The organism is Actinoallomurus sp. NPDC050550, assembly GCF_040655075.1.
GTDB lineage: Bacteria > Actinomycetota > Actinomycetes > Streptosporangiales > Streptosporangiaceae > Actinoallomurus.
In genome coordinates this window covers 229,356-254,052 of the sequence record NZ_JBFAJC010000008.1, presented here as the reverse complement: position 1 = coordinate 254,052, position 24,697 = coordinate 229,356, and the positions used below count along the sequence as shown (strand labels likewise).

Here is a 24,697-nt window from a genome sequence, read left to right as displayed (position 1 = left end):
TCAGACGAGCTCCGGGTCGTGGGCGAGGGCGGCGGCGCCGAGAAGACCGGCCTCCGCGCCCAGTTCCGATGGGACCACTGTGACACGCCGGACGAAGGCGAGGCCCGCGTAGTCCCCCATGGCGCGGACCAAGGGTGGCTCGAGGACGTCCCAGGACCGGGACACGCCCCCGCCGATGACGACACGGTCGAGGTCGCAGAGGGCGGCGGCCGACGCGATCCCGGCCGCCAGGCCCCGGCCCGCGCGGTCGAACGCCGCCAGGGCCACCTGATGGCCGGCGCGCGCGTCGGCCGCGAGCGCGGCGCCGTCGGGCGCCGGGTGCGTCCAGCCGTTGGCGCGCGCCCAGCGGACCATGGAGGTGCCGGAGGTGAACGTCTCGACGCAGCCACGCGACCCGCACGGGCACCGCTCACCGTTCAGGTCGACCGTGGTATGCCCGATGTGCCCGGCGTTGCCGGTCGGCCCGGCGTACACCTTCCCGTCGAGAATCAGCCCGCCGCCGACGCCGGTCGAGACCACCATCCCGAGCATGGCGCGGCTGCCGCGTCCGGCGCCGTGGCGGTACTCCGCGACGGCGCCCGCCACGGCGTCGTTGACCAGCGTCACGGGCGGGCCGCCGAGCAGGGCGGCGAGCCGGTCCCGTACGGGGAAGCCCCGCCAGGAGGGGATGTTCACCGGGCTGGCGGTGCCGGCGACGGTGTCGAGCGGCCCGGCGCAGCCCATCCCCGCTCCGATGACGGTCTCCTCGCCCATCGCCTCGGTGACCGCGGCGGCCAGCGCCGTCCAGATCGCCTCGGCGTCGCCGGGCGGGGTGGGCCGGGTGGTGCGCCCGCGCAGCCGGCCGTCTTGGTCGACGAGGGCCGCGGCGAGCTTGGTGCCGCCGATGTCAATGGCGAGGACGGCGTGCCCGGGCGACCGGCCCGTCGCCGGGGCCGTCTCGGGTACTACGCCGGTCACGTTCGAAGCTCCAGCACTTGCACACCATAAGGCCCGAGCACGATCTCTTCACCCCCGGCATGTCCGTTTTCGGCGACGAGCGGCCGGACGGCGAGTTCGGCGTCCGCCTGGCTGACGAGAACGGCGAACCGGGCCCCGTCCGCGCGCACCAGGACGTCGGCGGACACGCGCGGATCCGCGACCCGCACCGGCCGCCGCGCCCCGGCCAGCGCCGCGAGCGCGTCGTAGATCCGGTAGGTCGGCTCGGGGTTCACGCGGGGGGTGACGGCCGCCATGTGCTCCAGCGGATAGGTGCACAGGACGGTCCACCCGTCGCCGCAGCGTTGCCGCAGGAGGGCGGGCCGGCCGTGGCCGTCGACGGCGACGACCTCGGCAGTCGTGGGCCGCACCGGCAGGTACGCGCGGCTGTGCGCGGTGCCGCCGGCGCGGAACGCCAGGGTGGTCCCCTTCTCCAGGGTGCCCAGGTCGGCGGTGAGGGTGAACTCGACGACGTCGTCCTCGATCGGGTCGACGAGCCCGTACGTCAGCCGGTGCTCGACGCCGAACATCGCGTTCATGTGGGAGTACCACGGCCCGCGCTGCCCGCCGTGCGGCCCCGCGCTGTACGACACGTACACGACCGCGCCGCGGCGGGCTAGGTCCTCCAGCCGGTGCCAGCCGGGGGCGGTCAGCTGCTTGGCCGAGGGGACGAGGTACAGGCGGGCGTCGCCGGCGATGCCGTCGGACTCCCGGGTCACACCCGGCGCCAGGTCGGCGGCGCGGGCGGCGACGTACGCCTGCCGGAGCGTGGCGAAGACGTACGTGCGGTCCTCCGGCACGGTGAACGGGAATCCGCCCTCGAGCACCTCGGGCACGACCAGCGCCGTGTCGGTCTCGGCCCGCTCGCAGCCCGCCAGGTCGATCTCGGCGAGCGTACGGGCGAAGTCGCGCATCTCCCGCAACACCGGCTTCGGTGTGCCGTCGACGGTTGTCAGGCCGAAGTGCAGCTCGAACGGATGGTGGCTGTACGGCGGCTGGTCGACCAGGTCGAAGTCGGTGTTGTTCCACGCGACCCAGCCGGTCGCCCCCGCGAGCAGGCTGTTGTAGAGGACCTGCCGGTAGTAGTGCGCTGCGTTGTCGTCGGCGACGAAGTCGGACGAGCAGCCGAACTCCTCCAGCACCACCGGCCGCCCGAACGTCCCCGCCAGCTCGCACACGAACGCCGCCCCGTAGTGCTGGCGGACCAGGTCGTCCTCCATGCGGTAGACGTGCGGCCCGAAGAAGTCGGTGAGCGCGGCGAGCGCGCGGACCGAGAAGCCGTTGTCGACACCGGTGACCTCGACGCCCCAGGCACCGTCCCCGATGGACACCGGCTCCTTCGCCCCGGCCGCGTGGACCGCCTGCACCATGAGCTGGGCCCAGCTCGTCACCCGCTCTTCCGGGGCGGTCCCGCCGTAGATCGGCATCTCGTTGGTGATCAGCCACCCGGCGATCGCCGGGTGGCCGGTGAACCGCCGCGTCATCTCCTCGGCGAACCACGTCTGCCGGGCCACCAGCCACACGTCCGCGTACAGGTCGCGGCCCTGCCGCCACGCCGGGTCCCAGTTCTCCCCCGACATGTGGCCGACGATGAACGTCGGGATCGTCCGCATCCCTCGCTCGGCGTGCGCCTCCAGGAAGTCGGCGTACCGCTCCGCGAGGGTCTCGTCGATCCGGTCCGGCTCCGGCATGAAGTCGGGCCAGTAGAAGAACGACCGGGTGACGTTCAGCCCGTGCTCGGCCAGCACGTGGAGTTCGTGCCGGACGACCCGGGGGTCGTACGAGCGCCACATCAGCGGGCCGCCGGTCCGGGACCAGAAGTTCGCGCCCAGCCACGCCGGTCCGGGCAGCTTGCGAGAGTCGCGTCGCATTGAGGAGCCTTTCAGATCAGGACTTGACCGCGCCCGCGGTGAGCCCGTGGACGAGGAAGCGCTGCAGGGCAAGGAAGCCGACCACCACCGGCAGGCTGATGACCAGGGAGGCGGCCATCACCTGGTTCCAGTAGACGTTCGCCTGGGTGGCGTACCCGCGCAGGCCGACGGCGAGCGTCCGCGTGTCGTCGTCGGTGAGCACGGAGGCGAACAACACCTCGCCCCACGCCGTCATGAACGCGTAGATCGCGACGGCGACGACGCCCGGTGCGGCCACCGGCAGCACGACGCGGAAGAGCGTGCGCATCGGGCCGGCGCCGTCCACGCGTGCCGCCTCGTCCAGCTCGCGCGGGATCGTGTCGAAGTACCCCGCGATGAGCCAGATCGAGAACGGCAGGGCGAACGTGAGGTAGGTGATGGTCAGGCCGGTCCGGCTCCCGTACAGGCGGATGCCGGTGTACCGCTCGACGTTGACGAAGATCAGGAACAGCGGCAGCAGGAACAGGATGCCGGGGAACATCTGGGTCGACAGGACCGCCGTCATGAACGTGCCGCGCCCGGCGAACCGGTACCGGCTGACGGCGTAGCCGGCCAGGATCGCGATCACCATCGAGCAGAGGGTGGCGGAGACGGAGACGACCAGGCTGTTCACGAAGTAGCGGCCGAGCGGCACCGTGCGCCACATGTCGACGAACGGCCGGAACGTCACGTGCGTCGGCAGCCAGGTGAACCGCCCCTGCACGTCCTTCAGCGGTTTGATCGACGAGACCGCCATGACGTACAGCGGAATCACGGTGAACAGCGCGAGCAGGCCGAGGACGACCGGCCGCGCCCACCGCAGCGTACGAGACTCACGCATGACGCTCCCTCACCCGTCCGATTCCGAGGTACCCGAGCGTGACGACCATCAGGAACGCCAGGAGCAGCACGGACATCGCCGAGCCCAGCCCGAAGTTCCAGGTGATGAAGGACGCGTTGTAGATGTGGATGGAGATCATGTCGGCGGCCGCGGGCGGCTGGTCGAACAGGGTGTAGGCAGTGGTGAAGTCGTTGAACGTCCACAGGAACAGCACCAGCAGCAGCACCCGGTTGACCGGCCGCAGCAGCGGCAGCGTCACCCGTGTGAGGAGGCGCAGCGACCCGGCGCCGTCGATGGCCGCCGCCTCGTACAGGTCCGCGGGGATGCTCTGCAGCCCGGCGGTGATCGTGAGGAACGCGAACGGCCACAGCCGCCAGACCAGGATGACCACCACGGCGGCGAAGCTCCGGTCGCCCAGCAGCCAGAACGGATGGCCGTGTGCCAGCCGCAGCTCGTCGGACAGCAGGGCGTTCACCAGGCCGGTGTCGCGCTGGAACATGAACCGCCAGGTGATGACCGCGGTGAACACCGGCAGCGCGTACGGCACGAGGAACAGCGTCCGCAGCGCCGCGCGGCCCGCGAACGGCCGCTGCAGCAGCACGGCCGCGGTCAGGCCGAACAGCCAGCAGCAGGAGACGACGACCGCGGTGATCGCGAGAGTGATCAGGAAGGAGTGCAGCAGGTCCTTGCCGACGGGCCCGTGCGCGTTCACCGCGATCCGGTAGTTGGCCAGCCCGCCGTACGGCGCCTGCGTCCAGTTACGGATGAAGAACTGGGTCAGGTGCAGCAGGCTCATCCACGCCCCGACCAGCATCGGGACGATGTGGACGGCCAGCTCGGCGACGAGGGCGGGCAGCAGCAGAAGGTACGGCAGCGACTTCGCGAGCCGGAGACGCCGCCGGGGCCGCGGACGCCCGGAGGCCCGCGCCGGCGCGCTCCCGGGCGCCTTGGTCGTCCCGATCACCAGTGCTCCCCGCTCGGCCTGCGGGGCGCCTCCGGACGCTTCGGCACGCTCATCCGCCGGCCTGCATCTTCTTGTCGGCGTCGGCGAGGCGGGCCTTGACGGTGGCGTCGTCCACCGGGCGGCCAGCGGCGGCGTCGGCGATCAGCCCCTTGACGGTGTTGCCGACGAGGGTCTCGAACTGCGCCTCCTGCGGGATCATCGGCAGGGTCTCGGCGGCCTCGGCGAGGACCTTGCGGAACGTCTGGATCGCGGGCGTCTGGAACTTCGGGTCGTCGTACGCCTGCGGGACCACCGGCAGGCTGCCCCAGGCCGCGTTGAGGATCTTCTGCTCCTCGGGGCTCGTGAGGAAGTCGACGAGTTTGAGGGCGCCGTCCTTGTTCCCGGAGTTCTTGAACACGCCGATGTTGATGCCGGCGACGTGGCTGGCGACGCGGCGGCCACCGGCCGGCAGCGGGTCGGGCAGCGGGATCTGCTCGACGCCGTACTCGTCGTCCTTCATGCCGTTCTCGCGGACACCGGCGGTCGCGTAGCTCTGGATCATCATCATGCCGAACTTCCCGGCCGCGAAGTCCTTGAGGATCTGGTCGTCGTTGACGTACTCCGCGTCGGCGGGGTCGACGACCTTGTCGGTGCCGAGCAGGTCGAGGTACTGGCGGACGCCGGCCACCATCGCCGGGGAGTCGAAGCCGGGCTGCCCGCCCTGGAAGAGCCGCGCGCCGTTCTGCGCGCCGAACATGAACGCGAAGTGCGCGCCCTCGGTGTAGCTCGCGCCGAGCATGCCGACGCCGTACCGCTTCTTCGCCGGGTCGGTGAGCCTCTTGGCGTCGGCGACGAGCTCCTGCCAGGTCCGGGGCGGGTTCTTCAGGCCCGCCTGCGCGAACAGCTTCTTGTTGTAGAACAGCCCGTACGCCAGTCCGTACAGCGGCACGAACCCCGGAGGCTTCCCGGCCGCGCCCGTCGAGGTGAGCGTGGAGGGGATGAAGCGTCCCCGGCCGCCGACCTTGGCGAGGGTCGCGTCGTCGAAGGACTGGAACGCCCCGGTCGCCTGGAGCGAGGCGGACCAGGTGTTTCCGATGTTGAGCACGTCGGGGCCCTTGCCGCTGGAGGTCGCGGCGAGGATCCGGTTGAGCAGGTCGGGCCAGCCGATCACCTCGAGCTTCACCTTGATGCCGGTGCGCTGCTCGAACTTCTTCAGCTCCGGGCCGAGCACCTGCTGATCCTGCTGGATGGAGCGTCCCTGGTTGCTGGCCCAGTAGGTCAGCGTCTTCGGGGACGACTTGTCCCCGCCGCCGCCTCCGCAGCCGCCTGTGGCCATGACCATGATCGCGCCCGTGACGAGCGCCGTGATTCGGCGTGCCTTCACTTGGTGAACTCCCATCAGCCGTCATGGAGGCACCCCGGTCGAGCGCGGACCGGCCGTGGGCGTCTCTCCGAACAACCGCTGGAAATCCGTCGCCTCGATACGATCACTAAACCGGTTTAGCGTCAACCGTCCCGGGCGTTTCTCATGACGGGGCGGGCCCCGTACTCCCCCGCGGCGTCAGCACGGGCGCGGCGTGGCGGCCGCTCTCGACGGGATCCCCGGCGACCAGGTCGAGCAGGCGGCGCGCCACCTCCGCACCGTAGGAGGCGATGTCGACGCCGACCGCGGTCAGCGGCGGGTGGACCAGCCGGCAGAGCACCGAGTCGTCCCAGGCGACGATGGACAGCCGCCCCGGAACCGGCACGCCCATCTCCCCGGCGACCCCCAGCCCCGCCAGGGCCATCACGTCGTTGTCGTAGACGACGGCGGTCGGCGGCTCCGGCGCTGCGAGCAGCCGCCGCGTCGCGCGCGCCCCCTCCTCACCCGTGTAGTCCGTGGACACCGAGGTCGTCGTCAGGCCCAGCGCGCCGGCCGCCGCCTCGAACGCCGCGCCGCGCGCGGTCGTGTGCCGAAGCTCCGGCGGCCCGGCCACGCGGGCGATCCGCCGGTGGCCGAGGGCCGCGAGGTACTCCACGACGGAGCGCACGGCCTCGGCCTCGTCGTTCCACACCCCGGGCAGCCCGCCGAGCCCGTCCGGGCCGCCGATCACGATCGCGGGCAGCCCCAGCTCGGCCAGCAGCGCGACCCGCTCGTCGTCCACCCGCAGGTCGACCAGGAACACCCCGTCCACCCGGCGCTCGGCCCACCAGCGGCGGTAGGCCGCGACCTGCGTCTGGCCGTCTTCGGCCATCTGGAGCAGGAGCGCGACGTCGCGCGCGGCGAGCTCGCCCTCGATCCCGGAGATCAGCTGCATGAAGAACGGCTCGATCCCCAGCGTCCGCGCGGGGCGGTCCACGACCAGCCCCAGCACGCCCGCCCGGCCGCCGGACAGCGCGCGGGCCACGCGGCTCGGCTGCCACCCCATCTCCCGGGCGATGTCGAGGATGCGGTCGCGGGTCGCGGCGGACACCCCCGGCCGGTCGTTCAGCGCGAACGAGACGGTGCTCTTGGTGACGCCCGCCCGGCGCGCGATGTCGGCGATCGTCGGACGCTTCATCCCGCCTCCCCCGATTTGATAAACCGGTTTTGTACCTGCCTGCGACTGTATCGGGAAAGGCCGTTGACATCATTTCTGCGACGGATTAACTTGCAATCGCCGATGGCATCCGGTCGAGCGCGGACCGTCCTTCCGGATCTCTTCCGGCCCGCATCGTGGCACCCTGGGGTGCATGCGTGTGCGGTGCGTCGGAGCGATCGTCCATGACGCCGACGGGCGGCTGCTGGTGATCCAGCGCGGCCACCCGCCGGATGAGGAAATGTGGTCGCTGCCGGGCGGCCGGGTCGAGCCCGGCGAGACCGACGCCGTCGCGGTCGTCCGCGAGGTCGCCGAGGAGACCGGCCTACAGGTCGAGCCCGGACCACTGATCGGCTCGGTGGACCGCACGGGCCCGGGCGGGGTGACGTACGACATCCGCGACTACGCCGCGACGGTGACCGGCGGCGTCCTGCGCGCCGGCGACGACGCCCGCGCGGCCCGCTGGGTCGACGCCGAAGAGCTGACCGCCCTCCCGACGACCACCGGCCTGATCGAGACCCTCGCCTCCTGGGGCGCCCTCCCCGCCACTGGCTGACCGTGCCGGCCTCCGACCACGCTATCCCGCGTCACGCAGCGACAGCCGCCGTGTAATCCGGTCGAACAGGTCCGTCAGCGGCTCGCCGACGTCCCGACCGAACTCGGTCAGCCCGTAGGTGACCTGGGGCGGCGTCGTCGGCTCGACCTCCCGCCAGACCAGGCCGTCCTGGACCAGCGCGCGCAGGGTCTGAGCGAGCATCTTCTCGCTGATGCCCTGGATGCTCTCGCGCAGCTCGTAGAACCGGAGGCCGTTGCTCCGCCGCAGGGAGATCAACACCCAGACGCCCCACCTGCTGGTCACGTGGTCGACCACATCGCGCGCTGGGCAGTCGGTGTGAAACACGTCATACCGCTGCCCCGCCTCGGCCTGTATGCGCTGCGAGCCTCCCGTCACGTGATGAGCTTACCTCAAGGTACGTCCTTACCAAAAGTTAGCCCGGCTCCTAGCGTGAAGGCCACAGAGGACATCGGACAAGGAGCTGATCATGATCGTGGTGACCGGGGCTACCGGGAATGTGGGCCGGCCGTTGACGCGGGCGCTGGCCGAGGCGGGCCGGCAGGTGACGGCGGTGTCACGACACGCGGCGGCGGTGCCGGACGGCGTCCGCCACGTGGTGGCCGACCTGGCCGAGCCGGCCGGCCTCAGGCCCGCACTGGCCGGGGCGAAGGCGCTGTTCCTGCTGCTGTCCGGCGATATGCACGCCGCCGGAGCCGGCCCGGCCGACATCATCGGCGAAGCCGCGGTCAGCGGGGTCCGCCGGGTCGTCCTGCTCTCCTCGCAGGGCGTGGCGACCAGGCCCTTCGGCCCAACGCGGATCGCGATGCGCGCGGTGGAGGACGTGCTGCGGGAGTCCGGCCTGGAGTGGGCCATCCTGCGGCCGGGCGGCTTCGCCTCCAACGCCCTGTGGTGGGCCGAGTCCATCCGCGCGCGGCGGGTCGTCGCCGCGCCCTTCGGCGACGTCGGGGTGCCGATCATCGACCCGGCGGACATCGCCGAGGTCGCGGCGGCCTGCCTGCTGGATGACCGGCACACCGGCGGCGTGTACGAGCTGACCGGCCCAGAGGTGATCACGCCGCGCCGGCAGGCGGAGGCCATCGCCGCCGCGCTGGGCTCGCCAGTGCGGTTCCAAGACCTCACCCGCGACGAGGCCAAAGCCGCCATGGCCCAGAGCATGCCGGCGGAGCTCGCCGAGGACACCCTGGACATCCTCGGTTCCCCGAGCCCGGCCGAGCTGCGCGTCAGCCCGGACGTCCAGCGGGTCCTCGGCCACGCCCCGCGCCCGTTCGCCGACTGGGCCGCCCGCAATATCGCCGCGTTCCGCTGAGACTGATCAGCCGAGCACGCGCCCGCCACCGGTGGGGCACCCGGCCCAGCACTCGACGCCTCAAGTGATCTCTATGCCGGTCGCTCTGAGGGCCGGGAAACGGCCTTCGAATGCGCTGCCGGCGAGCCGGGGCGATCCTGGGCCGGGGGCCGTACGAACAGGTCTCCCAGGCTTCGCAGGAGATCAGGGTCACCGGAGGCGACGGCGCGGCCGTCCTGGAGCCCGGCGGCCAGGTCCGTACGGCCCGAGGCGATGTCGGCGAAGAGGTCTTCGTCGGCCTCGATGACGGCGTCGGGCCGCTGAGCGGGCCCGTGCAGGGTCGCGATCGCGCTGTCGTCGACGTCGGCGTGGAAGACCTCGTCCCCGACCCGGAACTCGTACGTGGCGTGGAGGCCGGCGGCGGCCTCGGGGACGAAATAGGCGCGCAGGCCGAGCACGGTCCAGCCCATGTGGAAGGTCTCACCCTCGCGGCGCTCCCCCATCGCCCACTTCATACCCCACTGCGCGAGGGCGAGCACAGCCGACTCGAGTTCCTCGCCCGCCTCGGTGAGCGCGTAGGCAGGGGTACGGGCCGGGGGAGGCAGCGTGACCTTCTGGGCGAGACCCTCGCGTTCGAGGTGCTTCAGCCGGGCCGAGAGCAGTCCGGTGCCGAGACCGCGCAGGCTGTTCTGCAGGTCGCCGAACCGCTTGGGACCGGTCAGCAGCTCACGGATCAGCAGCAGCGTCCAGCGCTCGCCGACGATGTCGAGGGTGCGCGCGGTCGCGCAGTACTGGTTGTACGATCGCTGGTCCACTTCACCACCATAATGTCCGCACTTCCGATTTTCGAACCATCGATAGCTCCTCCGCTCGGTACGCACCAAGATCTTTACTTCCGATTTTTGAAGTAGTAGCTTCTATTTTTGGAAACATGAGGAGGAGAACATGAGCGAGGCGCTTTACACGGCCGAGGCACGCGTCACCGGCGGTCGCCAGGGGCACGGGCGGACGACGGACGGCCTCCTGGACGTGGACCTGCGGCTTCCCAAGGAGTTGGGCGGCGACGGTGCGGGAACCAACCCTGAGCAGCTGTTCGCCGTGGGATACGCGGCGTGTTTCGGGGCCGTCCTGAGCATGCTCGGCAAGCGCGAGAAGCTACCGGCCGACGACGCGGTGATCGACGCGACGGTGGCGCTCATCCCGAACGAGAACGGCACGTTCAGGCTCGGCGCCGAACTGAACGTCACACTGCCCTCGATCGACGACGCCCGGCGCGCCGCCGACCTCGTACGTGCCGCCCACCAGGTGTGCCCCTACTCCAGCGCCACGCGCGGCAACATCGACGTCGTTCTCACGGCGAACGGCGCACGTCTCTGAGGAACAGCAGGATCGGCCGGCGACCCAGGGTCGACAGTGTTCATGGCATCTCGTCCAGTGGTTCGGCGGATGGTGGTTTGCGCGTAGCCGGGTAGGAACAACCTTGGGGCGAGGCACCTCGTCTCGGCCTTTCAGCTGAACGGGATGCCGAGAACTCGCATCCACGTCAGAACCGAGGTGACGTGCCGTGTCGACCAGCCTCACCGGCCGATCTCTGCCCGGGCCGGAACGCGGGCCCGCGCCCATGATCACCGGCCGACGTGCGCTCGCCGCACACCTGTCGGTGTACATCTTCGTGATCGTCCCGCTTCTCGCGCTGGCCCTCGCGGCCCTCGTGGTGTGGGGCTGGGGTCTGAGCTGGGTGGACATCCTGCTCATGACGATCTGGTACGTGATCACGTGTCTCGGCGTGACGGTCGGTTACCACCGCTACCTGACGCATGGCTCCTTCAAGGCCAAACGCGTCATGCGGATAGTGCTGGCGCTCGCCGGCAGTCTGGCCGTACAGGGCCCGGTCATGCACTGGGTCGCCGACCACCGGCGCCATCACGCGTTCTCCGACCGAGATGGTGATCCCCACTCTCCGTGGCTGTTCGGCGACTCACCGGCCGCGATCGCCCGTGGCTTCTGGCATGCTCACCTCGGCTGGCTCTTCGAGCGCGACCTCAGCAACCAGCGCCGGTTCGTGCCCGACCTGCTCGCCGATCGTGACATGCGCGTGGTGCACCGCCTGTTCGGGGCGTGTACGGCGGTCACGCTCGGCCTGCCCGCGGTGCTCGGCGGCCTCATCACGTGGTCCTGGTGGGGAGCGCTCACCGCGTTCTTCTGGGCGGGCCTGGTCCGGATGGCCCTCCTGCATCACGTGACATGGTCGATCAACTCGATCTGTCACATGATCGGCGATCGGCCCTTCGCCTCGCGCGACAGGTCCGCCAACGTCTGGCCACTGGCGATCCTCAGCATGGGCGAGTCCTGGCACAACCTGCACCATGCCGATCCGACCTGCGCCCGGCACGGTGTACGGCGTGGCCAGATCGACGTGTCGGCGCGGCTCATCTGGGTGTTCGAGAAACTCGGCTGGGTGTACGACGTCCGCTGGCCGAAGGAGCACCGCCTGGCCCGCCTCTCCGCCGCACCGCACCGGTAGCCCGGAGGCCATGGGAAGGCCTCCGCTGCCGGATGACGCCGCGGGAACCTCGCACCGCTGTCCGGTGGCCTACTCGGCGTGTCCGGCGTCCCAGCGCCGCCGCGCTTCGCCGATCGCTTCCTTGTGCTCGCGGGACCAGTCCGCCAGGCCGGAGACCATCGTTGCGAGGCTCTGGCCCAGGGCGGTCAGCCGGTAGTCGACCTGCGGCGGGATGGTGGCGTACACGGTCCTCTCGACTAGGCCGTCCCGGCAGAGCCGGCGCGTCGTCAGGGTCAGCATCCGCTGGGAGATGCCGGGGATCGCCCGCTGCAACTCCCGGAAGCGCCGGACCCCCTTCGACAGCTCCACGATGACGAGCACGGTCCACTTGTCGCCGATCCGGTCGAGCACCTCACGGATGCCACAATCGTCGTCGCCACAGGGACCTGCGGACTGCGCGCCGCCGGCCTGGGGGGTTACCGCGGTGTGCCCTACGGACATGAGAATGCCTCCTTACGCTCCCGGCAGGTGGTCACGATGCTGGGGCCGATCATTCGGCAACAACCACCTTGGGGGTCTCATGATTCTCGTGACCGGAACGTCCGGCGCGCTCGGCGGCCTGGTCCACGACCGGCTCGCCGCACTTCCCGACGTCGACGTGGTGGCGGGCACCCGTACCGCGAGCGGCGGTGCCCGGCGCATCGACTTCGACGATCCGGGCTCGCTGGCCGACGGGTTCGCGGGTGTGACCGTGCTGGTGTTCGTCTCGGCCGGGTACGCCGAGGACGACGTGGTCCTCGCCCGGCACGGCACGGTCGTCGAGGCGGCCGCCGAGGCCGGCATCCGGCATGTGATCTACACGAGCCTGGCCGGCTCGGGTGATCGGCTCACCATCGCGGTGCCGCACCGGTGGACCGAGGACCGGCTCGCCGGCGCCCCGTTCGACGTCACCGTCCTGCGCAACGGACTGTACGCGGAGATGCCCGTCGGACTGGCGCTGATGGCCGCGGAGAGCGCCGCCGCCACGGGAGTCTTCAGCGCGCCCCTGGGCGACGGCAGGGTCGCCGTCGGGGCGCGGGAGGACCTGGCCGACGTCGCCGCGCGGGTCGCCGCGGAGGCGTACGCGGACGTCCACGCCGGTCGCCGCAGCCGGCACGCGGGTCGCGCCTATGAGCTCGAGGGGGTGGCCGCAGTCGGCGGCGCGGACATCGCGGCGGCCCTCTCCACGGCGCTCGGCCGCCAGATCCGGTACGAACAGGCGGCGCTGTCCGACGTACGCGCCGCGCTCACCGCCCTCGGCCTGGAGCCGTACCAGATCGGCCACACGATCTCGATCTTCTCGAACATCACCGCCGGCTTCCTCGAGCAGCGGGACGGCGATCTGCCGGCGCTGCTGCCGACCGCGCCTCGCCCGCCGCTCGGCCTGATCGCCGACGCGATCCGTGCGGGCGGCTTCGCGTCCTCCTCCTCCGTACCGGCCGCGTCTCCACGCTGAGCACGCGACGCCTCGGCGATGAAGCCGATCGGGGACGCTCCCTCGTCGGCTTCGTCCCGCCGACCGGATCGCCCGCACCCGCAGCCGGCGCGGTGACCTCGCCGGATCCGCGTGCCCGGAGGTGGATGACAATGATCCCCGTGACCCGCACCACCGAAGCACCCACGCTGGATATCGCTCAGTTCATCCCGGGACTGGCCGCCTACGCGTCCACCACCGTACGGCTGCACCCCCGGCCCGGCAGTCCCGGCCCTCGGGACGGCCACATCGGAGGCCCTCTGGCGTGGCCGGCCTCGGAGCCGTGGCCGCACTGCGAGGCCCCCGACTGCGATCAGTACCCGGGAGAGGATCCGGGATCTCCGATGATCGCCCTGGCCCAGCTGACCGCCGCGGACTTTCCCGAGATCACCTTCCCCGAGGGGACGGATCTGCTCCAGATCCTGTGGTGTGTCGGCTACCACTGCTGCCCCGAGCATGCCCCCTGCCGGGTGGTCTGGCGGCGAGCCTCCGAGGTGACCGAGATACTCGAGGAACCGCCCGTCCCGGACCTGGAGGGCGAGCTTCCGGGGTTCTACGAGACGTACATCCCGCGCCCGTGCGTCCTGCATCCGGAGCGTCTGATCGAGTACCCCTGGCTCTGGGAACTCCCCGACGACCTCAGGGCCCGCGTACTGGCATGGAACCAGGACGAGGACGTGTACGAAGAGCTGTCGACCGCCCCCGGCTTCAAGATCGGCGGAACGGTGATCCACGGATCGGCGCCGAGCAACCTGACATGCGTCGCCTGCGGTGCGCCGGCCACGCTACTCCTGCAACTCGACAACGGTGAGGGCGATGGCCGGTGGTGTGCGATCGAGGACCGTGACCTGGTCTACGGCACGCCGGAGTACGAGCACGCCACCACGCCGACCGGGATGATGATCGACGTTGGCCCTGGGGGGCTCTTCGCCTGTTCCGCCGACCCCGAACACCCGGTGCACTTCCACCGTCAGTGAGGACCGTTCGCTCCCCGGCGTTGGTCGATCACCCTGCCGTGAGGTGTACGGGGAGGGAGCGGTGGCCGTTGGAGATGAAGGAGGCGAGCGGCCGGAGTTCGCCGGGTTCGGCGGCGAGGGTCAGGTCGGGGTAGCGGTCGAAGAGCGCGGGCAGCGCGATGGTGGCCTCCAGGCGGGCCAGCGGTGCGCCGAGACAGTGGTGGACGCCGTAGCCGAAGGCGATGTGCTCCTTGTCGGCGCGGGTGACGTCGAAGCGGTCCGCGTCGTCGCCGTGCACGCGCGGGTCGCGGCTGGCGGCGGCGTAGCACGCGAGGATCGCGTCGCCCTTGCGGAGGGTGACGCCGTCGTCGAGGGTGATGTCCTCGACGGCGAAGCGCAGGGGGAGGTTGGCGATGGGGGATTCGGCGCGCAGCGTCTCCTCGACCACGTCGTCCCAGCCGACGCGTCCGGCACGAACCAGCGCGAGCTGGTCGGGGCGGGTGAGCAGGGCGTAGATGGCGTTGTCGAGGAGGTTGACGGTGGTCTCGTGCCCCGCGCCGATGAACAGCAGCAGGGTGCCGATGAGTTCCTCCTCGGACAGCCGGGAGTCGTCGTCGCGAGCGGCGATCAGGGCGGAGGACAGGTCGTCTCCGGGGTTCTTCCGCTTTTCGGCGATGAGGGCGCCCAGCAGTTCCTGCATGCGCGAATAGGCGGCGGTGGCCTCGCCGGGCTCCGCGTCGGTGTTGAAGAAGGCGCTGACGCAGCGGCGCATCTCATCTTGCGCGGCCTCGTCGTCGATACCGAACAGCTCGCAGATCACCGCGATGGGCAGCGGGTAGGCGTACTCCTCGCGCAGGTCCACCGGAAGGCCGGGCTCGGCGGCCTCGAAGCCGTCGAGGAGCTCGGTCACGATCTTCTCGATGCGGGGGCGCATCGCGGCGGTCCGGCGCGTGGTGAAGGCGCTGGAGATGAGCCGGCGCAGCCGCCGATGGTCCTCGCCGTAGCTGGTGAGCATGTTGTTCACGACCAGCCAGACGAACAGCGGCGATTCCGGGGAGATCTCGCCATTGATCCACGTGGGCCAGTGCCGGCGCGGATCCTTGGAGACGCGGGAGTCGGTGAGCAGCAGCTTGAGCAGGGAGGAGTCGTTCACCGCCCACGCCTCGACACCGCCCGGGAGCTCGACTTTCGCCGCGGGCCCACGCGCGCGCATTCGGGCGGCCTCGCCGTGGATGTCGCGGCCGGCCGGATCGATGACGATGGGGCCGTCTTGCGGGGTGATTTCCACCGGAGGTCTCCAGGCATGCGTCGGGAACTCGTACGGCCTTGGCGCTACTGGCGAGTTGATCATCGCCACCCTAACCACGCGGCGACCGGCCGCCAATAGCGCCGGAGATACGGAAGAGTCGGCGAGCGCGCCAGTTTTCAGGCGTTCCTCCCAGCCGGCGGTGGCCTTCGCCGAGCGTTCCCCCGGAGTCAGCGGGGTTCGCGGTGGAGGGCGACGCCCGCGATGACCAGGCCGACGCCGGCGATCTCGGCCGGGGACGGGATCTGGCGGAGGACGACGACGCCGATGACGGTGGCGGTCGCGGGGAGCAGCGCGACCAGCAGCGCGTACGTCGAGCGGGCCATCCGCGCCATGGCCAGCTGATCACATACGTACGGGATGACCGAGGAACTGATCCCGACGCCGATCCCCGCGCCCAGCGCGACGAGATCGGTGAACGCCGGGGCGGACTGCCACGCTCCGAGCGGGACGACGAGCACGGCCGCGACGAGCATGGCCGCCGCGAGCCCGTCGACGCCGCTGGCGGACCGCCGCGCCGCCCGATGGGCGATCATGATGTACGCCGCGAACAGCCCGGCGTTGGCGAACGCGAAGACGAACCCCAGCGGCTGCCCGGTCAGGCGCACGTCGGTGAGCACGTACACGCCGCCGACCGCCGCGACGAGGGCGGCCAGGTTCCGCGGCGTACGGGCGCCGAGCGCGGCCAGCGCGATGACCGGGAGGTACTCGATCGCCGCGACGGTACCGAGCGGCAGCCGGGAGATCGCCAGGTAGAAGCAGCAGTTCATGAGCGCCAGCACGAGCCCCCACCCCACGAGCAGGTGACGTCCGGCGGCGTCCGGCCCGGTGAGCAGGCGCCAGGGGCGACGCCACGCGGCGAAGAGGATCGCCGCACTCCAGATCCGCAACCCCGCGACGCCGAGCGGCGCCACCCGCGCGAACAGCAGGACGGCGAACGACGGGCCTAGATAGTGGAAGACCGCGCTCCCGGCGAAGTACGACCACGCCGGGACGGCGGCCCGGCGGCGGGTGACGGCCTCGGGCCGCGAATCCGTACGCATGGCCGTATCGTCGTTCGGCTCGTACGCTGGCGGCATGGCGAACCGCAGGCCACGGCCCGGGCGGGCCTACGAAGCCAAGGATCTCGATGACATCGACCTTCGGATCCTGGCCGAGTTGCAGGTCGACGCGCGGCTGAGCGTCGCCGAGCTGGGCCGCCGGGTCGGCCTGTCGGCGCCCGCGGTCGCCGACCGGATACGGCGGCTCGAGGACACCGGCGTGATCACCGGCTATCGGGCCGAGGTCGATCCGCAGGCCCTCGGCTTCCCGGTGACCGTGCTGGTCCGCATCAACCCGGCCGTCCGCGAGCTCCCCCGCATCGCCAAGATCGCCGAGGAGATCCCCGAGATCGTGGAGTGCTACCGGATCACCGGCGACGACTGCTTCTTCTTCATCGCGCACCTGCGGTCCGTCGACCGGCTCGAGCCGATCCTCGACCGTTTCGCACCGTACGGCCGCACCACCACGTCACTGATCCACGCGGCGACCGTCCCCCGCCGGCCACTCCCGACGGACGGCATCGGCCCTTGACCGAAGCGGCATCGGCCCAGCGGCGCCGCCTCAGGAGTGTCCGATGACCCGGTGCGGACGGTACGGCGCCTCCAGCCGGGCCGCCTCCTCGAAGAACATCGCCACCACCCGCAGCATCGCACGGAAGGCAGCCAGCTAGGGTCTGCATCGTGGCTGGTGATCCTCGACAGCGGGTCCTCTATGTCGTCGTCTGCGCCGCTCCCGCCGCTGCTGACGTCGATGCCCTGGTCCGGCTCGCCCAAAGTGCGGGATGGCGGATATGCGTGATCGCCTCGCCGATGGGGCGACGCTTCATCGACGCTGACCGGCTCGCCGAACTGACCGGCGAGCCAGTACGAAGCGAGTACCGCATGCCGGACGAACCGAACGCATTGCCCGCCGCTGATGCGGCGATCGTCGCTCCGGCGACCTTCAACACGATCAACAAGTGGGCGACCGGCATCACGGACACGTTCGCCGTCGGCCTGCTGTGTGAACTGACCGGTTTCGGTGTCCCGATTGTGGCTGTGCCGCTGCTTAAGGAGGCGCTCGCCCGGCATGTGGCATTCGGTCCTAATCTCGACGCGCTGCGCTCGATGGGCGTGCGAGTGTTGTTCGATCCCTCTGCGCCACCGGATGCCCGTATGCCACCCTGGGAGCAGATCCTCACAGAGCTTGCCGCACTTCGGGCACCGTAGCCCCTGGCGAAAGGCACAGCGTGGACGCTCGCGCCGAGATCGGTCGTCGCATCGCCCGCCAAAGACGGCGGCGGGGATTGAGCCAGGCGGTGCTGGCACAACTGGTCGGGCGCTCTGAGAGTTGGCTGAGCCAGGTGGAGCGGGGTCTCCGATCGATCGACAGTCACTCGGTGCTCGTCCAACTCGCTGAGATCCTCGGCGCGGAGATCAGCCAGCTCACGTCAAGCGAGACGGGTACGGAGACAGTGAAGTACGAGCGGGTCGCGGGCATCCGCGACGCCATGACGCGATACGGAGCGCTGCCCGGAGTGATCAACTCACGGGTGAAGGCCAGTCGTCGGCCGAGCCTGCGGTGGCTGAGTCATGAGGTACGCCGTGCCAACAGCCTGTACCAGGCGGCCCGCTACGACGATGCCGGGCAACTGCTACCGGGCTTGATCGACGCGGTAGAGGAGTCACGTCTTTCCTGCTCTGCTCCAGAGCGCCGGACGGCCGATACGCTGCGGGCGCTCGTCTACCACTCGGCCACCATGACACTCAGTCGCGTCGGTGAGCCGGAACTCGCCTGGGCGGCGGCGGATCGCTCCCTTGCGGCGGCAGAGTCGGCGGAGCGTCCACTCCTGGCAGCCGTGAGCGCCTACCGGCTCGGCTACGTCCTGATCGGGCTCAAGCGTGCGGCACAAGCGGAGCGCGTCGTGCTCGGTGCCGCCGACGCTCTTGCGGCTTCGACTCGACGTGCCAAACCTCCGGCGCTGTCTGTGCGCGGGGGCCTGTATCTGGCGGCGGCTACGGCAGCGGCGGCGCGCTTCGATAGAGCAAACACTGACCGGCATCTTGGGACGGCTCGAAAGCTTGCGGAACGGGTTGGGAACGACCGTAACGACTTCTGGTCCGCGTTCGGCCCTACCAACGTGGTCATTCACGAGGTGTCGGCTGCCGTCGCGTTCGGAGACGCCAAACTCGCTCTCTCACGTGGGGAATCGCTGGATGTCCGGCGGTTGGGGCCTGGTCTTCGTGGGCGGCGGGCTCAAGTGCTGCTCGACCTCGCGCGCGCCTTTGGTCAGCAGCGCAAGGAGGCAGCCGCGGTACATACCCTGCTCAAGGCCGAGCAGATCTCACCGGAGCTCATCCGCTATGACCCACGCACGAACGCGCTGCTTACCGAACTCATCCGGCGCGAACACCGCGTCAGCACACCCGAGTTGAGAGGACTCGCGCGCCGCGCTGGCGTCGTCTGACCCGCACTAGAGTGCGGCTCCTTTGCCCTCACTGCGTTGCGGGCCGGTCGGGTCCAGCGGCGGGACCCTCAAGGACATGACAGTCCAATGGCAGGAGACCCCCGAAGAGGTCCACGTCATCGCCGAACGCCTAGAAAAAGCCTGCCGGGAGGCGGGCTTGAGCGCCGAAGTCCTCGGCCCCACGCGCATCAGGGCGTGGGTCCCGAACGCGAACCCCCACCTCGCCGAGATCATCAAGATCCGGCCCGACGAGAACGAGGTCCTCTCGTTCTACTGGAGCTGGGACGAACGGATCTGCCCGGCCGCCGAGATCGACACGGCGGTTACCCGGATCAAGCACGTCGTCACCCCGTCGGCCGACTCCAAGTGCTGATGGCGTCGCCGGAGGAACTCATGCGCTCGGTCGAAGAGTTCCGCGACCTGCTCAACCGCCTGAGCTGGCAAGGCTTCTCACAGATCGCTGAGGTCTCCCAACTCAGCGTCCTGATCAAGAAGTACCCGGCGCAGGCCCGCGAAATTGTGAACCAGCTCGACGGACCGGCGACCGGCGACGCGTGAGGGACCACGGAGGGGCGGCCCACAGGGCGACAGCGAACAGGACCGGAATCGACGGTGAGCAGTGCGGCCAGCTGAATGCCGTAGGCACCCAGAGGGCGAAATTCTGCCGACCGCACTGCGCCCCTGGACCGCAAGCAGGCGGCGGTGCCGTGCTGACGGTGACGCATCGGCCCCTGACCGGAGCGCATCATCCGCCGGCCTCTCCCGCTCCACGGCATCGGCCCAGCGGCGCCACCTCAGGAATGCCCGATGACCCGGTGCGGACGGTACGGCGCCTCCAGCCGGGCCACCTCCTCCTCGGTCAGCGCGACACCGACGGCGGCCACCGCGTCGTCCACGTGTTCCGGCTTCGTGGCGCCGACGATCGGCGCGCACACCCCGGGTCGGCCGAGCAGCCACGCCAGTGCGACCCGCGCCGGGGCGAGGCCGCGCTCGCCGGCGACCGCCCGCACCGCGTCGACCATGTCGAAGTCCCCGTCCTCGTACGACGCATCGGCGAGCGGATCGTTCCCGGCCCGCGCCGTGTGCCGGCCGCCCTGCCGGTCACGCGTGCCCGCGAGCAGCCCGCGTGCCAGCGGGCTGTACGGCAGCACGCCGACGCCCTGGTCGCAGCAGAGCGGGATCATCTCCCGCTCCTCCTCCCGGTAGACGAGGTTGTAGTGGTTCTGCATCGACACGAACCGGGTCGCCGCGGCGTGCTGCGCCTTGGCGAACTGCCATGCGTACATGCTCGACGCCCCGATGTACCGCGCCTTGCCGCAGCGGACGACGTCGTGCAGGGCCTCCATCGTCTCCTCGATCGGTGTCCCGTCGTCCCAGCGGTGGATCTGGTAGAGGTCGACGTGGTCGGTGCCCAGCCGGTCCAGTGAGGCGTCGATGGCGGCCATGATGCGCCTGCGCGACAGCCCGCCGTCACCCGGCCCCGGGCCCACCGGGAAGTACACCTTGGTGGCGAGCACGTAGTCGTCCCGGCGCGGGAACAGCCGGGCGAGCAGCCGGCCGGTGACCACCTCGCTCATGCCGCCGTCGTACATGTCCGCAGTGTCGAAGAACGTCACGCCCGCCTCGGCCGCCCGCCGCACGATCGGCTCGGCGCTGTCCTCATCCAGATGCCATCGGCGCCGCGACCGGTCGCCGAAGCCCATCATCCCCAGGGCGATCCGGGACACCTTCAACCCGGACGATCCCACCCGTACGTACTCCACGCCATCGCCTCCACTCGCCGGAACGGTCGTCGAAGGATCATCGGCGTGGCGACCCGATCCCGGAATACGGATGCCGCGGTCTCGGCCGCCTGATTCCTTCGATCCGAAGGAATCAGGCGGCGTAGGCGGCACCGGCCCACGGGACGATGAACAGCACGGCCGCCGCGAGCAGGGTCAGTGTGCGGCGCGCTCCGCGGGCGACCCGGAGGGGACGAGGCATCGCATCTCCATCCTTAGCAGGGGTGGGGTGGATGTAGGAGCGCCTCTCAGAGCGTAACCTGACAGATCCATTTGACGCAGAATCGCCGTGAAACTTACAAGGCCGCGAGAAGACCGCCGATCAGGATCACGTCGGGGACGACGGTAAGTGCCCGACTCACGGTGTACCGCGCCCTCGTTCGCGGTCGGCACCGGCGTCCGCTGCCGCCGGTGCCGGTCAGGCCGACGTTGGTCGCGATCCCCCGTAAGGATCAGGCGTAGGCGGCATCCTCGGTCAGGTCCACGCGGGAGCGGTCCGGCAGCAGGGCGGTCGCCGTGAGGGTCAGGAAGGCGGCGATGACCATGACGAATGAGATGGCCCACCAGCCGTAGTCGTGCAGGAGCCAGGTCGCCAGCAGGGGCGCCGGGCCGCCCGCGATGACCGAGGCGAGCTGGTAGCCCATGCCCGCGCCGCCGTATCGGAGCTTCGTGGGGAACACCTCGGCGATCAGCGACGCCTGCGGCCCGTACTGCATCGCGTGCGGGACCTGGGCCAGGACGACGGTGAGGAAGACGACGGCCGGGACGGCGGTGTTGAGCAGCGCGAAGTACGGGAAGGCGATGACGCCGAGCAGCAACGCCCCCATCGCGTAGATGCGCTTACGGCCCACCGTGTCGCTGAGGTGGCCGAACGTCGGAATGAGGATGAGTTCGAGGGCGGCGGCCACGGCGACCGCGTTCAGCGCGAAGGTCTTGGACAGCTTGGCGTGCTCGACGATGTAGGTCAGCGCGAAAGAGGTGAAGATGTAGAACGGCATCTGCTCCGAGCAGCGCAGCAGGGCGCTGAGGATGATCTCCTTCGGGTGCCGGCGGATCACGTCGAGCACCGGGACCTTCGCCACCTCGCGGCGTTCGACGACCTTGGCGAACATCGGCGTCTCCATGACGCGGAGCCGTACCCACAGGCCGATGGCGACGAGCACCAAGCTGAACAGGAACGGGAGGCGCCAGCCCCAGCTCTTGAACGCGTCGCCGCTCGCGGTCGCCAGCGAGGACATCGCGACCGTGCCGAGGATGAGGCCGATCGGCACGCCGATCTGCGGCCAGCTGGCCATCAGCCCGCGTCGCCGGGGATTCCCCCATTCCATGGAGAGCAGCACGGAGCCGCTCCACTCGCCGCCGACCGCGATGCCCTGGAGCACGCGCAGGGCGACGAGGAGGATCGGTGCGGCGACGCCGATCGTGCCGGTGCCCGGCAGGACGCCGATGAGGGCGCTGGACAGGCCCATGAGGAGGAGGGTGACGATCAGGGTCGCCTTGCGGCCGAGCCGGTCGCCCCAGTGCCCGAAGATCGCCGCCCCGATCGGGCGGGCGGCGAAGCCGACGGCGTACGTGGCGAAGGACGAGAGCGTCCCGACGTAGTCGGTGGACTTGGGGAAGAAGACGTCCTTGAAGACGACGGCGGCGGCGGTGTTGTAGAGGAAGAAGTCGTACCACTCGATCGAGGTGCCGACGATGGAGGCGAGTGCCGCCTTGCGTACCTGCGATCCACGCTCCGCGTCGGTGACGGATCGTGCGTCGCGCGCGTCTTCTGGGTCCAGGACCATCGGATCCTCCTGTCGCCCCCGATCTTTTTTGAGCAACGCAGGACGATTACCCGGTTTCCGGTCCGACGGAACGAGCGATATGTGACGAAAACCACTGATCCTCGGACAGCCCGGAAGGCCGTCGGCGATCAGTAGCGGTGCTGTCGCGTTTCAGATGTGCATGGCGGCGCCCTCGACCTGGCGGCCGGCCCGGACGAGGAGGCTCAGCAGAGCAGCAGCGAACGCCCTGGCCGCGCTCACAATGAACGCCAGGTGACCGGCCTTGAGTTCACTAGTCGGACTAGCAAGGAGTAGCGATCTTGTGACAGAATGTCACGCATACGCCCGATGCCCAGGCGACGTCGGGCACCCTCCTCGGTGGGGTCACCAGACCTCCCCGATTAGCGTCCGGAGGGACGTGTCACGAGGGCTGTCGGCTCCCGCCATTCAGCACCAGGGCACGAAGGCGATTGGCTCACATCCCCGAGCGACGACCGGGGATCACTAAGCCAATCAGAGACGCTGAACAGGAACGGGATGCATCCCAAGCTCTTAAACGCGTCCTTGAAAACCACTGAGCGCCGCGAGAGCCCCGAAAGGGTTCTCGCGGCGCTCGGCATAGATGCCTGAACCGGTACGGGCCGATGGCAGCCCGTACCGAGGCCCGTTCACATATGCATGGCGGCGCCCTCGACCTGGCGGCTGGCCCGGACGAGGAGGCTCAGCAGGGCGGCGGCGAACGCCATCGCCGCGCTCACGATGAACGCCAGGTGCATGCCGTCGATGAACGACAGGTGGCTGGCCTTGACGATCAGCTGGGCGACCTGCGGCGGGGCGTTCTTCGGCACCGGCGCGACGCCCTGGGAGATCGCGCCCTTCATCAGGTCGACCTGCGCCGGGGTCGGCTTCGGCAGCCCCGCGTCGGTCATGTGCCCGGGCAGGACCGCGGCCACCTTGGCGGTGAGCACGGCGCCGAGGACCGAGGTGCCGAGCGCACCGCCGACCTGCATCGCCACCTGCTGGAGGCCGCCCGCGACGCCGGACAGCGCGACGGGGGCGTTCCCGACGATGATGTCGGTGGCGCCCACCATGACGGGGCTCAGGCCGATGCCGATGAGCGCGAACCAGGGGGCCATGGCCGTGAAGCTCGCGTCCACCCCGAGACCGGACATGCCGAGGAAGGCGGCGCCGGCGAACGCCATCCCGACGACCAGGGGAACGCGCGGCCCGACCTTCGAGATCACCCCGCCGGCGACTGGGGAGGCCACCATCATGGCCAGCATCATCGGCAGGAGCCGCACGCCGGTGGCCACCGGCGACAGCCCGTGCACGCTCTGCAGGTAGAAGGTGAGGAAGAACATCGCACCGAACATGCCGAACGCCATCAGCATCATGAGGACGACGCCGACGGACAGCGACACGGAGCGGAAGAGCGTGAGCGGCAGGAGCGGCTGACGGGCCGTCCGCTCCCGCACCAGGAAGAGGATCAGCAGCACGATCGAGCCGCCGAAGAACGCCAGTGTCTTCGCGTCGCCCCAGCCGTACGCCGGCGCCTTGATGACGGCCCAGACCAGGGTGAAGAGCATTCCGGACAGCAGGACGATCCCGGGGATGTCGAAGCCTCCGGACTGGGACTCACCGCGGGCGTTCAGCAGGAAGAGGGCGCCGACGGTGAGCGCGACGAGGCCGACCGGCACGTTGATGAAGAAGACCGACTCCCAGTTGACGTGCTGGACGAGCAGACCGCCGACGATGGGGCCGGCGGCGGTCGAGGCCGCGATGCAGGCGCCCCAGATGCCGATGGCCATGTTCAGGCGCTCGGCCGGGAACGCCGCGCGCAGCAGCCCGAGCGCGGTCGGCTGGAGCATCGCGCCGAACAGGCCCTGAAGGACCCGCAGCGCGATCACCATCCCGATCTCCTTGGAGAACCCGATGCCCGCCGACGACAGCGCGAAGCCGGCGGCGCCGATCAGGAAGACCGGCTTGTGGCCGAACCGGTCGCCGAGCTTTCCGGCGGTGATCAGTGAGACCGCGAGGGCGAGGAGGTAGCCGTTGGTGACCCACTGCAGGTCCGCCAGCGAGGCGCCCAGGTCCTTGGAGATCGCGGGATTGGCGATCGCCACGACCGTGCCGTCGAGGGTCACCATGATGACGCCGAGCGCCACCGCGATCAGTGTCAGCCACGGGTTCCCCATCCCGCGACGCTTCGGCCCGGCCCCTGCGGGCAATCGCTCCTGGACGACCGGTTGCGACATCTCGCTCCCCCTTACAGAACACGTGCCATGTCGGTTCAGAATTTATGTCAGCTGCTGACAGA

The 24,697-nt window shown here is 70.2% G+C and carries 25 protein-coding genes; 11 read left to right on the top strand and 14 right to left on the bottom strand.

Annotation, left to right across the window (positions count from 1 at the left end; translation table 11 throughout):
* The 6 genes from AB0I04_RS14500 to AB0I04_RS14475 form a co-directional block, all read right to left on the bottom strand.
* On the bottom strand, positions 1-957 hold the full coding sequence (locus AB0I04_RS14500) for an ROK family protein (RefSeq protein WP_360883783.1): 957 nt from the start codon (positions 955-957) through the stop codon (positions 1-3).
* Positions 954-2,846 (bottom strand): cellulase family glycosylhydrolase, encoded by a 1,893-nt coding sequence (locus AB0I04_RS14495; RefSeq protein WP_360883781.1) that lies wholly within the window; start codon positions 2,844-2,846, stop codon positions 954-956. The genes AB0I04_RS14500 and AB0I04_RS14495 overlap by 4 nt, the downstream gene beginning before the upstream one ends.
* Positions 2,847-2,862: 16 nt before the next feature.
* Positions 2,863-3,705, bottom strand: a complete 843-nt coding sequence (locus tag AB0I04_RS14490; protein WP_360883778.1) for a carbohydrate ABC transporter permease — start codon at positions 3,703-3,705, stop codon at positions 2,863-2,865.
* A complete protein-coding gene (locus AB0I04_RS14485; RefSeq protein WP_360883775.1) occupies positions 3,698-4,669 on the bottom strand; it encodes a sugar ABC transporter permease in 972 nt (323 codons plus the stop codon). Before AB0I04_RS14485 ends, AB0I04_RS14490 begins: the two co-directional genes overlap by 8 nt.
* 49 nt (positions 4,670-4,718) lie before the next feature.
* The gene (locus tag AB0I04_RS14480) at positions 4,719-6,032 is read right to left on the bottom strand and encodes an extracellular solute-binding protein (RefSeq protein WP_360883772.1); all 1,314 of its coding nucleotides are present in this window, start codon (positions 6,030-6,032) and stop codon (positions 4,719-4,721) included.
* 142 nt (positions 6,033-6,174) lie between these two features.
* On the bottom strand, positions 6,175-7,188 hold the full coding sequence (locus AB0I04_RS14475; RefSeq protein WP_360883769.1) for a LacI family DNA-binding transcriptional regulator: 1,014 nt from the start codon (positions 7,186-7,188) through the stop codon (positions 6,175-6,177).
* Positions 7,189-7,360: 172 nt separating this feature from the next.
* Between AB0I04_RS14475 and AB0I04_RS14470 the strand changes: the two genes are divergently transcribed.
* Complete coding sequence (locus AB0I04_RS14470) at positions 7,361-7,762, top strand: NUDIX domain-containing protein (RefSeq protein ID WP_360883766.1); 402 nt, start codon at positions 7,361-7,363, stop codon at positions 7,760-7,762.
* Positions 7,763-7,783: 21 nt separating this feature from the next.
* On the opposite strand, the gene AB0I04_RS14465 is transcribed toward AB0I04_RS14470, so the two are convergent.
* Positions 7,784-8,158, bottom strand: a complete 375-nt coding sequence (locus AB0I04_RS14465; RefSeq protein ID WP_360883762.1) for a helix-turn-helix domain-containing protein — start codon at positions 8,156-8,158, stop codon at positions 7,784-7,786.
* A 91-nt stretch (positions 8,159-8,249) separates the two neighbouring features.
* Here AB0I04_RS14465 and AB0I04_RS14460 point away from each other — a divergent pair, with 91 nt between their 5' ends.
* Positions 8,250-9,089, top strand: coding sequence for an NAD(P)H-binding protein (locus AB0I04_RS14460; protein ID WP_360883760.1), 840 nt, complete (start codon positions 8,250-8,252; stop codon positions 9,087-9,089).
* A 71-nt stretch (positions 9,090-9,160) separates the two neighbouring features.
* Here AB0I04_RS14460 and AB0I04_RS14455 read toward each other — a convergent pair whose 3' ends face one another.
* Positions 9,161-9,883: a winged helix-turn-helix transcriptional regulator gene (locus tag AB0I04_RS14455; RefSeq protein WP_360883757.1), complete on the bottom strand. Its 723-nt coding sequence runs from the start codon at positions 9,881-9,883 to the stop codon at positions 9,161-9,163.
* Positions 9,884-10,013: 130 nt separating this feature from the next.
* Between AB0I04_RS14455 and AB0I04_RS14450 the strand changes: the two genes are divergently transcribed.
* On the top strand, positions 10,014-10,445 hold the full coding sequence (locus AB0I04_RS14450; protein ID WP_360883754.1) for an organic hydroperoxide resistance protein: 432 nt from the start codon (positions 10,014-10,016) through the stop codon (positions 10,443-10,445).
* Positions 10,446-10,689: 244 nt separating this feature from the next.
* Positions 10,690-11,592: an acyl-CoA desaturase gene (locus tag AB0I04_RS14445; RefSeq protein ID WP_360883900.1), complete on the top strand. Its 903-nt coding sequence runs from the start codon at positions 10,690-10,692 to the stop codon at positions 11,590-11,592.
* Positions 11,593-11,661: 69 nt separating this feature from the next.
* On the opposite strand, the gene AB0I04_RS14440 is transcribed toward AB0I04_RS14445, so the two are convergent.
* Positions 11,662-12,072 (bottom strand): helix-turn-helix domain-containing protein, encoded by a 411-nt coding sequence (locus AB0I04_RS14440; protein ID WP_360883751.1) that lies wholly within the window; start codon positions 12,070-12,072, stop codon positions 11,662-11,664.
* Between the two features lie 79 nt (positions 12,073-12,151).
* Here AB0I04_RS14440 and AB0I04_RS14435 point away from each other — a divergent pair, with 79 nt between their 5' ends.
* Both AB0I04_RS14435 and AB0I04_RS14430 read left to right on the top strand, forming a co-directional pair.
* Complete coding sequence (locus AB0I04_RS14435) at positions 12,152-13,066, top strand: NmrA family NAD(P)-binding protein (RefSeq protein WP_360883748.1); 915 nt, start codon at positions 12,152-12,154, stop codon at positions 13,064-13,066.
* A 131-nt stretch (positions 13,067-13,197) separates the two neighbouring features.
* On the top strand, positions 13,198-14,061 hold the full coding sequence (locus tag AB0I04_RS14430) for a hypothetical protein (RefSeq protein ID WP_360883745.1): 864 nt from the start codon (positions 13,198-13,200) through the stop codon (positions 14,059-14,061).
* A gap of 28 nt (positions 14,062-14,089) precedes the next feature.
* On the opposite strand, the gene AB0I04_RS14425 is transcribed toward AB0I04_RS14430, so the two are convergent.
* Together AB0I04_RS14425 and AB0I04_RS14420 are read right to left on the bottom strand one after the other, a co-directional pair.
* A complete protein-coding gene (locus AB0I04_RS14425) occupies positions 14,090-15,328 on the bottom strand; it encodes a cytochrome P450 (RefSeq protein ID WP_360883743.1) in 1,239 nt (412 codons plus the stop codon).
* Between the two features lie 188 nt (positions 15,329-15,516).
* Positions 15,517-16,389, bottom strand: coding sequence for an EamA family transporter (locus AB0I04_RS14420; protein WP_360883740.1), 873 nt, complete (start codon positions 16,387-16,389; stop codon positions 15,517-15,519).
* Positions 16,390-16,423: 34 nt separating this feature from the next.
* On the opposite strand from AB0I04_RS14420, the gene AB0I04_RS14415 reads away from it, so the two are divergent.
* From AB0I04_RS14415 to AB0I04_RS14395, 5 genes are all read left to right on the top strand, one after another.
* Complete coding sequence (locus AB0I04_RS14415; protein WP_360883737.1) at positions 16,424-16,918, top strand: Lrp/AsnC family transcriptional regulator; 495 nt, start codon at positions 16,424-16,426, stop codon at positions 16,916-16,918.
* 149 nt (positions 16,919-17,067) lie between these two features.
* A complete protein-coding gene (locus AB0I04_RS14410) occupies positions 17,068-17,595 on the top strand; it encodes a flavoprotein (protein ID WP_360883734.1) in 528 nt (175 codons plus the stop codon).
* Positions 17,596-17,615: 20 nt separating this feature from the next.
* On the top strand, positions 17,616-18,833 hold the full coding sequence (locus tag AB0I04_RS14405) for a helix-turn-helix transcriptional regulator (RefSeq protein ID WP_360883731.1): 1,218 nt from the start codon (positions 17,616-17,618) through the stop codon (positions 18,831-18,833).
* Between the two features lie 76 nt (positions 18,834-18,909).
* The gene (locus tag AB0I04_RS14400; protein WP_360883728.1) at positions 18,910-19,206 is read left to right on the top strand and encodes a hypothetical protein; all 297 of its coding nucleotides are present in this window, start codon (positions 18,910-18,912) and stop codon (positions 19,204-19,206) included.
* 20 nt (positions 19,207-19,226) lie between these two features.
* On the top strand, positions 19,227-19,391 hold the full coding sequence (locus tag AB0I04_RS14395) for a hypothetical protein (protein ID WP_360883725.1): 165 nt from the start codon (positions 19,227-19,229) through the stop codon (positions 19,389-19,391).
* A 236-nt stretch (positions 19,392-19,627) separates the two neighbouring features.
* On the opposite strand, the gene AB0I04_RS14390 is transcribed toward AB0I04_RS14395, so the two are convergent.
* The 3 genes from AB0I04_RS14390 to AB0I04_RS14380 form a co-directional block, all read right to left on the bottom strand.
* Positions 19,628-20,596 carry an aldo/keto reductase gene (locus AB0I04_RS14390; protein WP_360883723.1) on the bottom strand — a complete coding sequence of 323 codons (969 nt, stop codon included), beginning with the start codon at positions 20,594-20,596 and terminating at the stop codon, positions 19,628-19,630.
* Positions 20,597-21,066: 470 nt separating this feature from the next.
* The gene (locus AB0I04_RS14385) at positions 21,067-22,401 is read right to left on the bottom strand and encodes an MFS transporter (RefSeq protein WP_360883720.1); all 1,335 of its coding nucleotides are present in this window, start codon (positions 22,399-22,401) and stop codon (positions 21,067-21,069) included.
* Positions 22,402-23,048: 647 nt separating this feature from the next.
* On the bottom strand, positions 23,049-24,635 hold the full coding sequence (locus AB0I04_RS14380; RefSeq protein ID WP_360883717.1) for a DHA2 family efflux MFS transporter permease subunit: 1,587 nt from the start codon (positions 24,633-24,635) through the stop codon (positions 23,049-23,051).
* Positions 24,636-24,697: the final 62 nt, after the last annotated feature.

Excerpts from the sequence above, each read along its gene's own strand:
- AB0I04_RS14495 (WP_360883781.1), bottom strand. The coding sequence starts at position 2,846 with ATGCGACGCGACTCTCGCAAGCTGCCCGGACCGGCGTGGCTGGGCGCG.
- AB0I04_RS14490 (WP_360883778.1), bottom strand. The coding sequence starts at position 3,705 with ATGCGTGAGTCTCGTACGCTGCGGTGGGCGCGGCCGGTCGTCCTCGGC.
- AB0I04_RS14475 (WP_360883769.1), bottom strand. The coding sequence starts at position 7,188 with ATGAAGCGTCCGACGATCGCCGACATCGCGCGCCGGGCGGGCGTCACC.
- AB0I04_RS14470 (WP_360883766.1), top strand. The coding sequence starts at position 7,361 with ATGCGTGTGCGGTGCGTCGGAGCGATCGTCCATGACGCCGACGGGCGG.
- AB0I04_RS14460 (WP_360883760.1), top strand. The coding sequence starts at position 8,250 with ATGATCGTGGTGACCGGGGCTACCGGGAATGTGGGCCGGCCGTTGACG.
- AB0I04_RS14450 (WP_360883754.1), top strand. The coding sequence starts at position 10,014 with ATGAGCGAGGCGCTTTACACGGCCGAGGCACGCGTCACCGGCGGTCGC.
- AB0I04_RS14445 (WP_360883900.1), top strand. The coding sequence starts at position 10,690 with ATGATCACCGGCCGACGTGCGCTCGCCGCACACCTGTCGGTGTACATC.
- AB0I04_RS14440 (WP_360883751.1), bottom strand. The coding sequence starts at position 12,072 with ATGTCCGTAGGGCACACCGCGGTAACCCCCCAGGCCGGCGGCGCGCAG.
- AB0I04_RS14435 (WP_360883748.1), top strand. The coding sequence starts at position 12,152 with ATGATTCTCGTGACCGGAACGTCCGGCGCGCTCGGCGGCCTGGTCCAC.
- AB0I04_RS14430 (WP_360883745.1), top strand. The coding sequence starts at position 13,198 with ATGATCCCCGTGACCCGCACCACCGAAGCACCCACGCTGGATATCGCT.
- AB0I04_RS14420 (WP_360883740.1), bottom strand. The coding sequence starts at position 16,389 with ATGCGTACGGATTCGCGGCCCGAGGCCGTCACCCGCCGCCGGGCCGCC.
- AB0I04_RS14415 (WP_360883737.1), top strand. The coding sequence starts at position 16,424 with ATGGCGAACCGCAGGCCACGGCCCGGGCGGGCCTACGAAGCCAAGGAT.
- AB0I04_RS14400 (WP_360883728.1), top strand. The coding sequence starts at position 18,910 with ATGACAGTCCAATGGCAGGAGACCCCCGAAGAGGTCCACGTCATCGCC.
- AB0I04_RS14395 (WP_360883725.1), top strand. The coding sequence starts at position 19,227 with ATGCGCTCGGTCGAAGAGTTCCGCGACCTGCTCAACCGCCTGAGCTGG.
- AB0I04_RS14385 (WP_360883720.1), bottom strand. The coding sequence starts at position 22,401 with ATGGTCCTGGACCCAGAAGACGCGCGCGACGCACGATCCGTCACCGAC.
- AB0I04_RS14380 (WP_360883717.1), bottom strand. The coding sequence starts at position 24,635 with ATGTCGCAACCGGTCGTCCAGGAGCGATTGCCCGCAGGGGCCGGGCCG.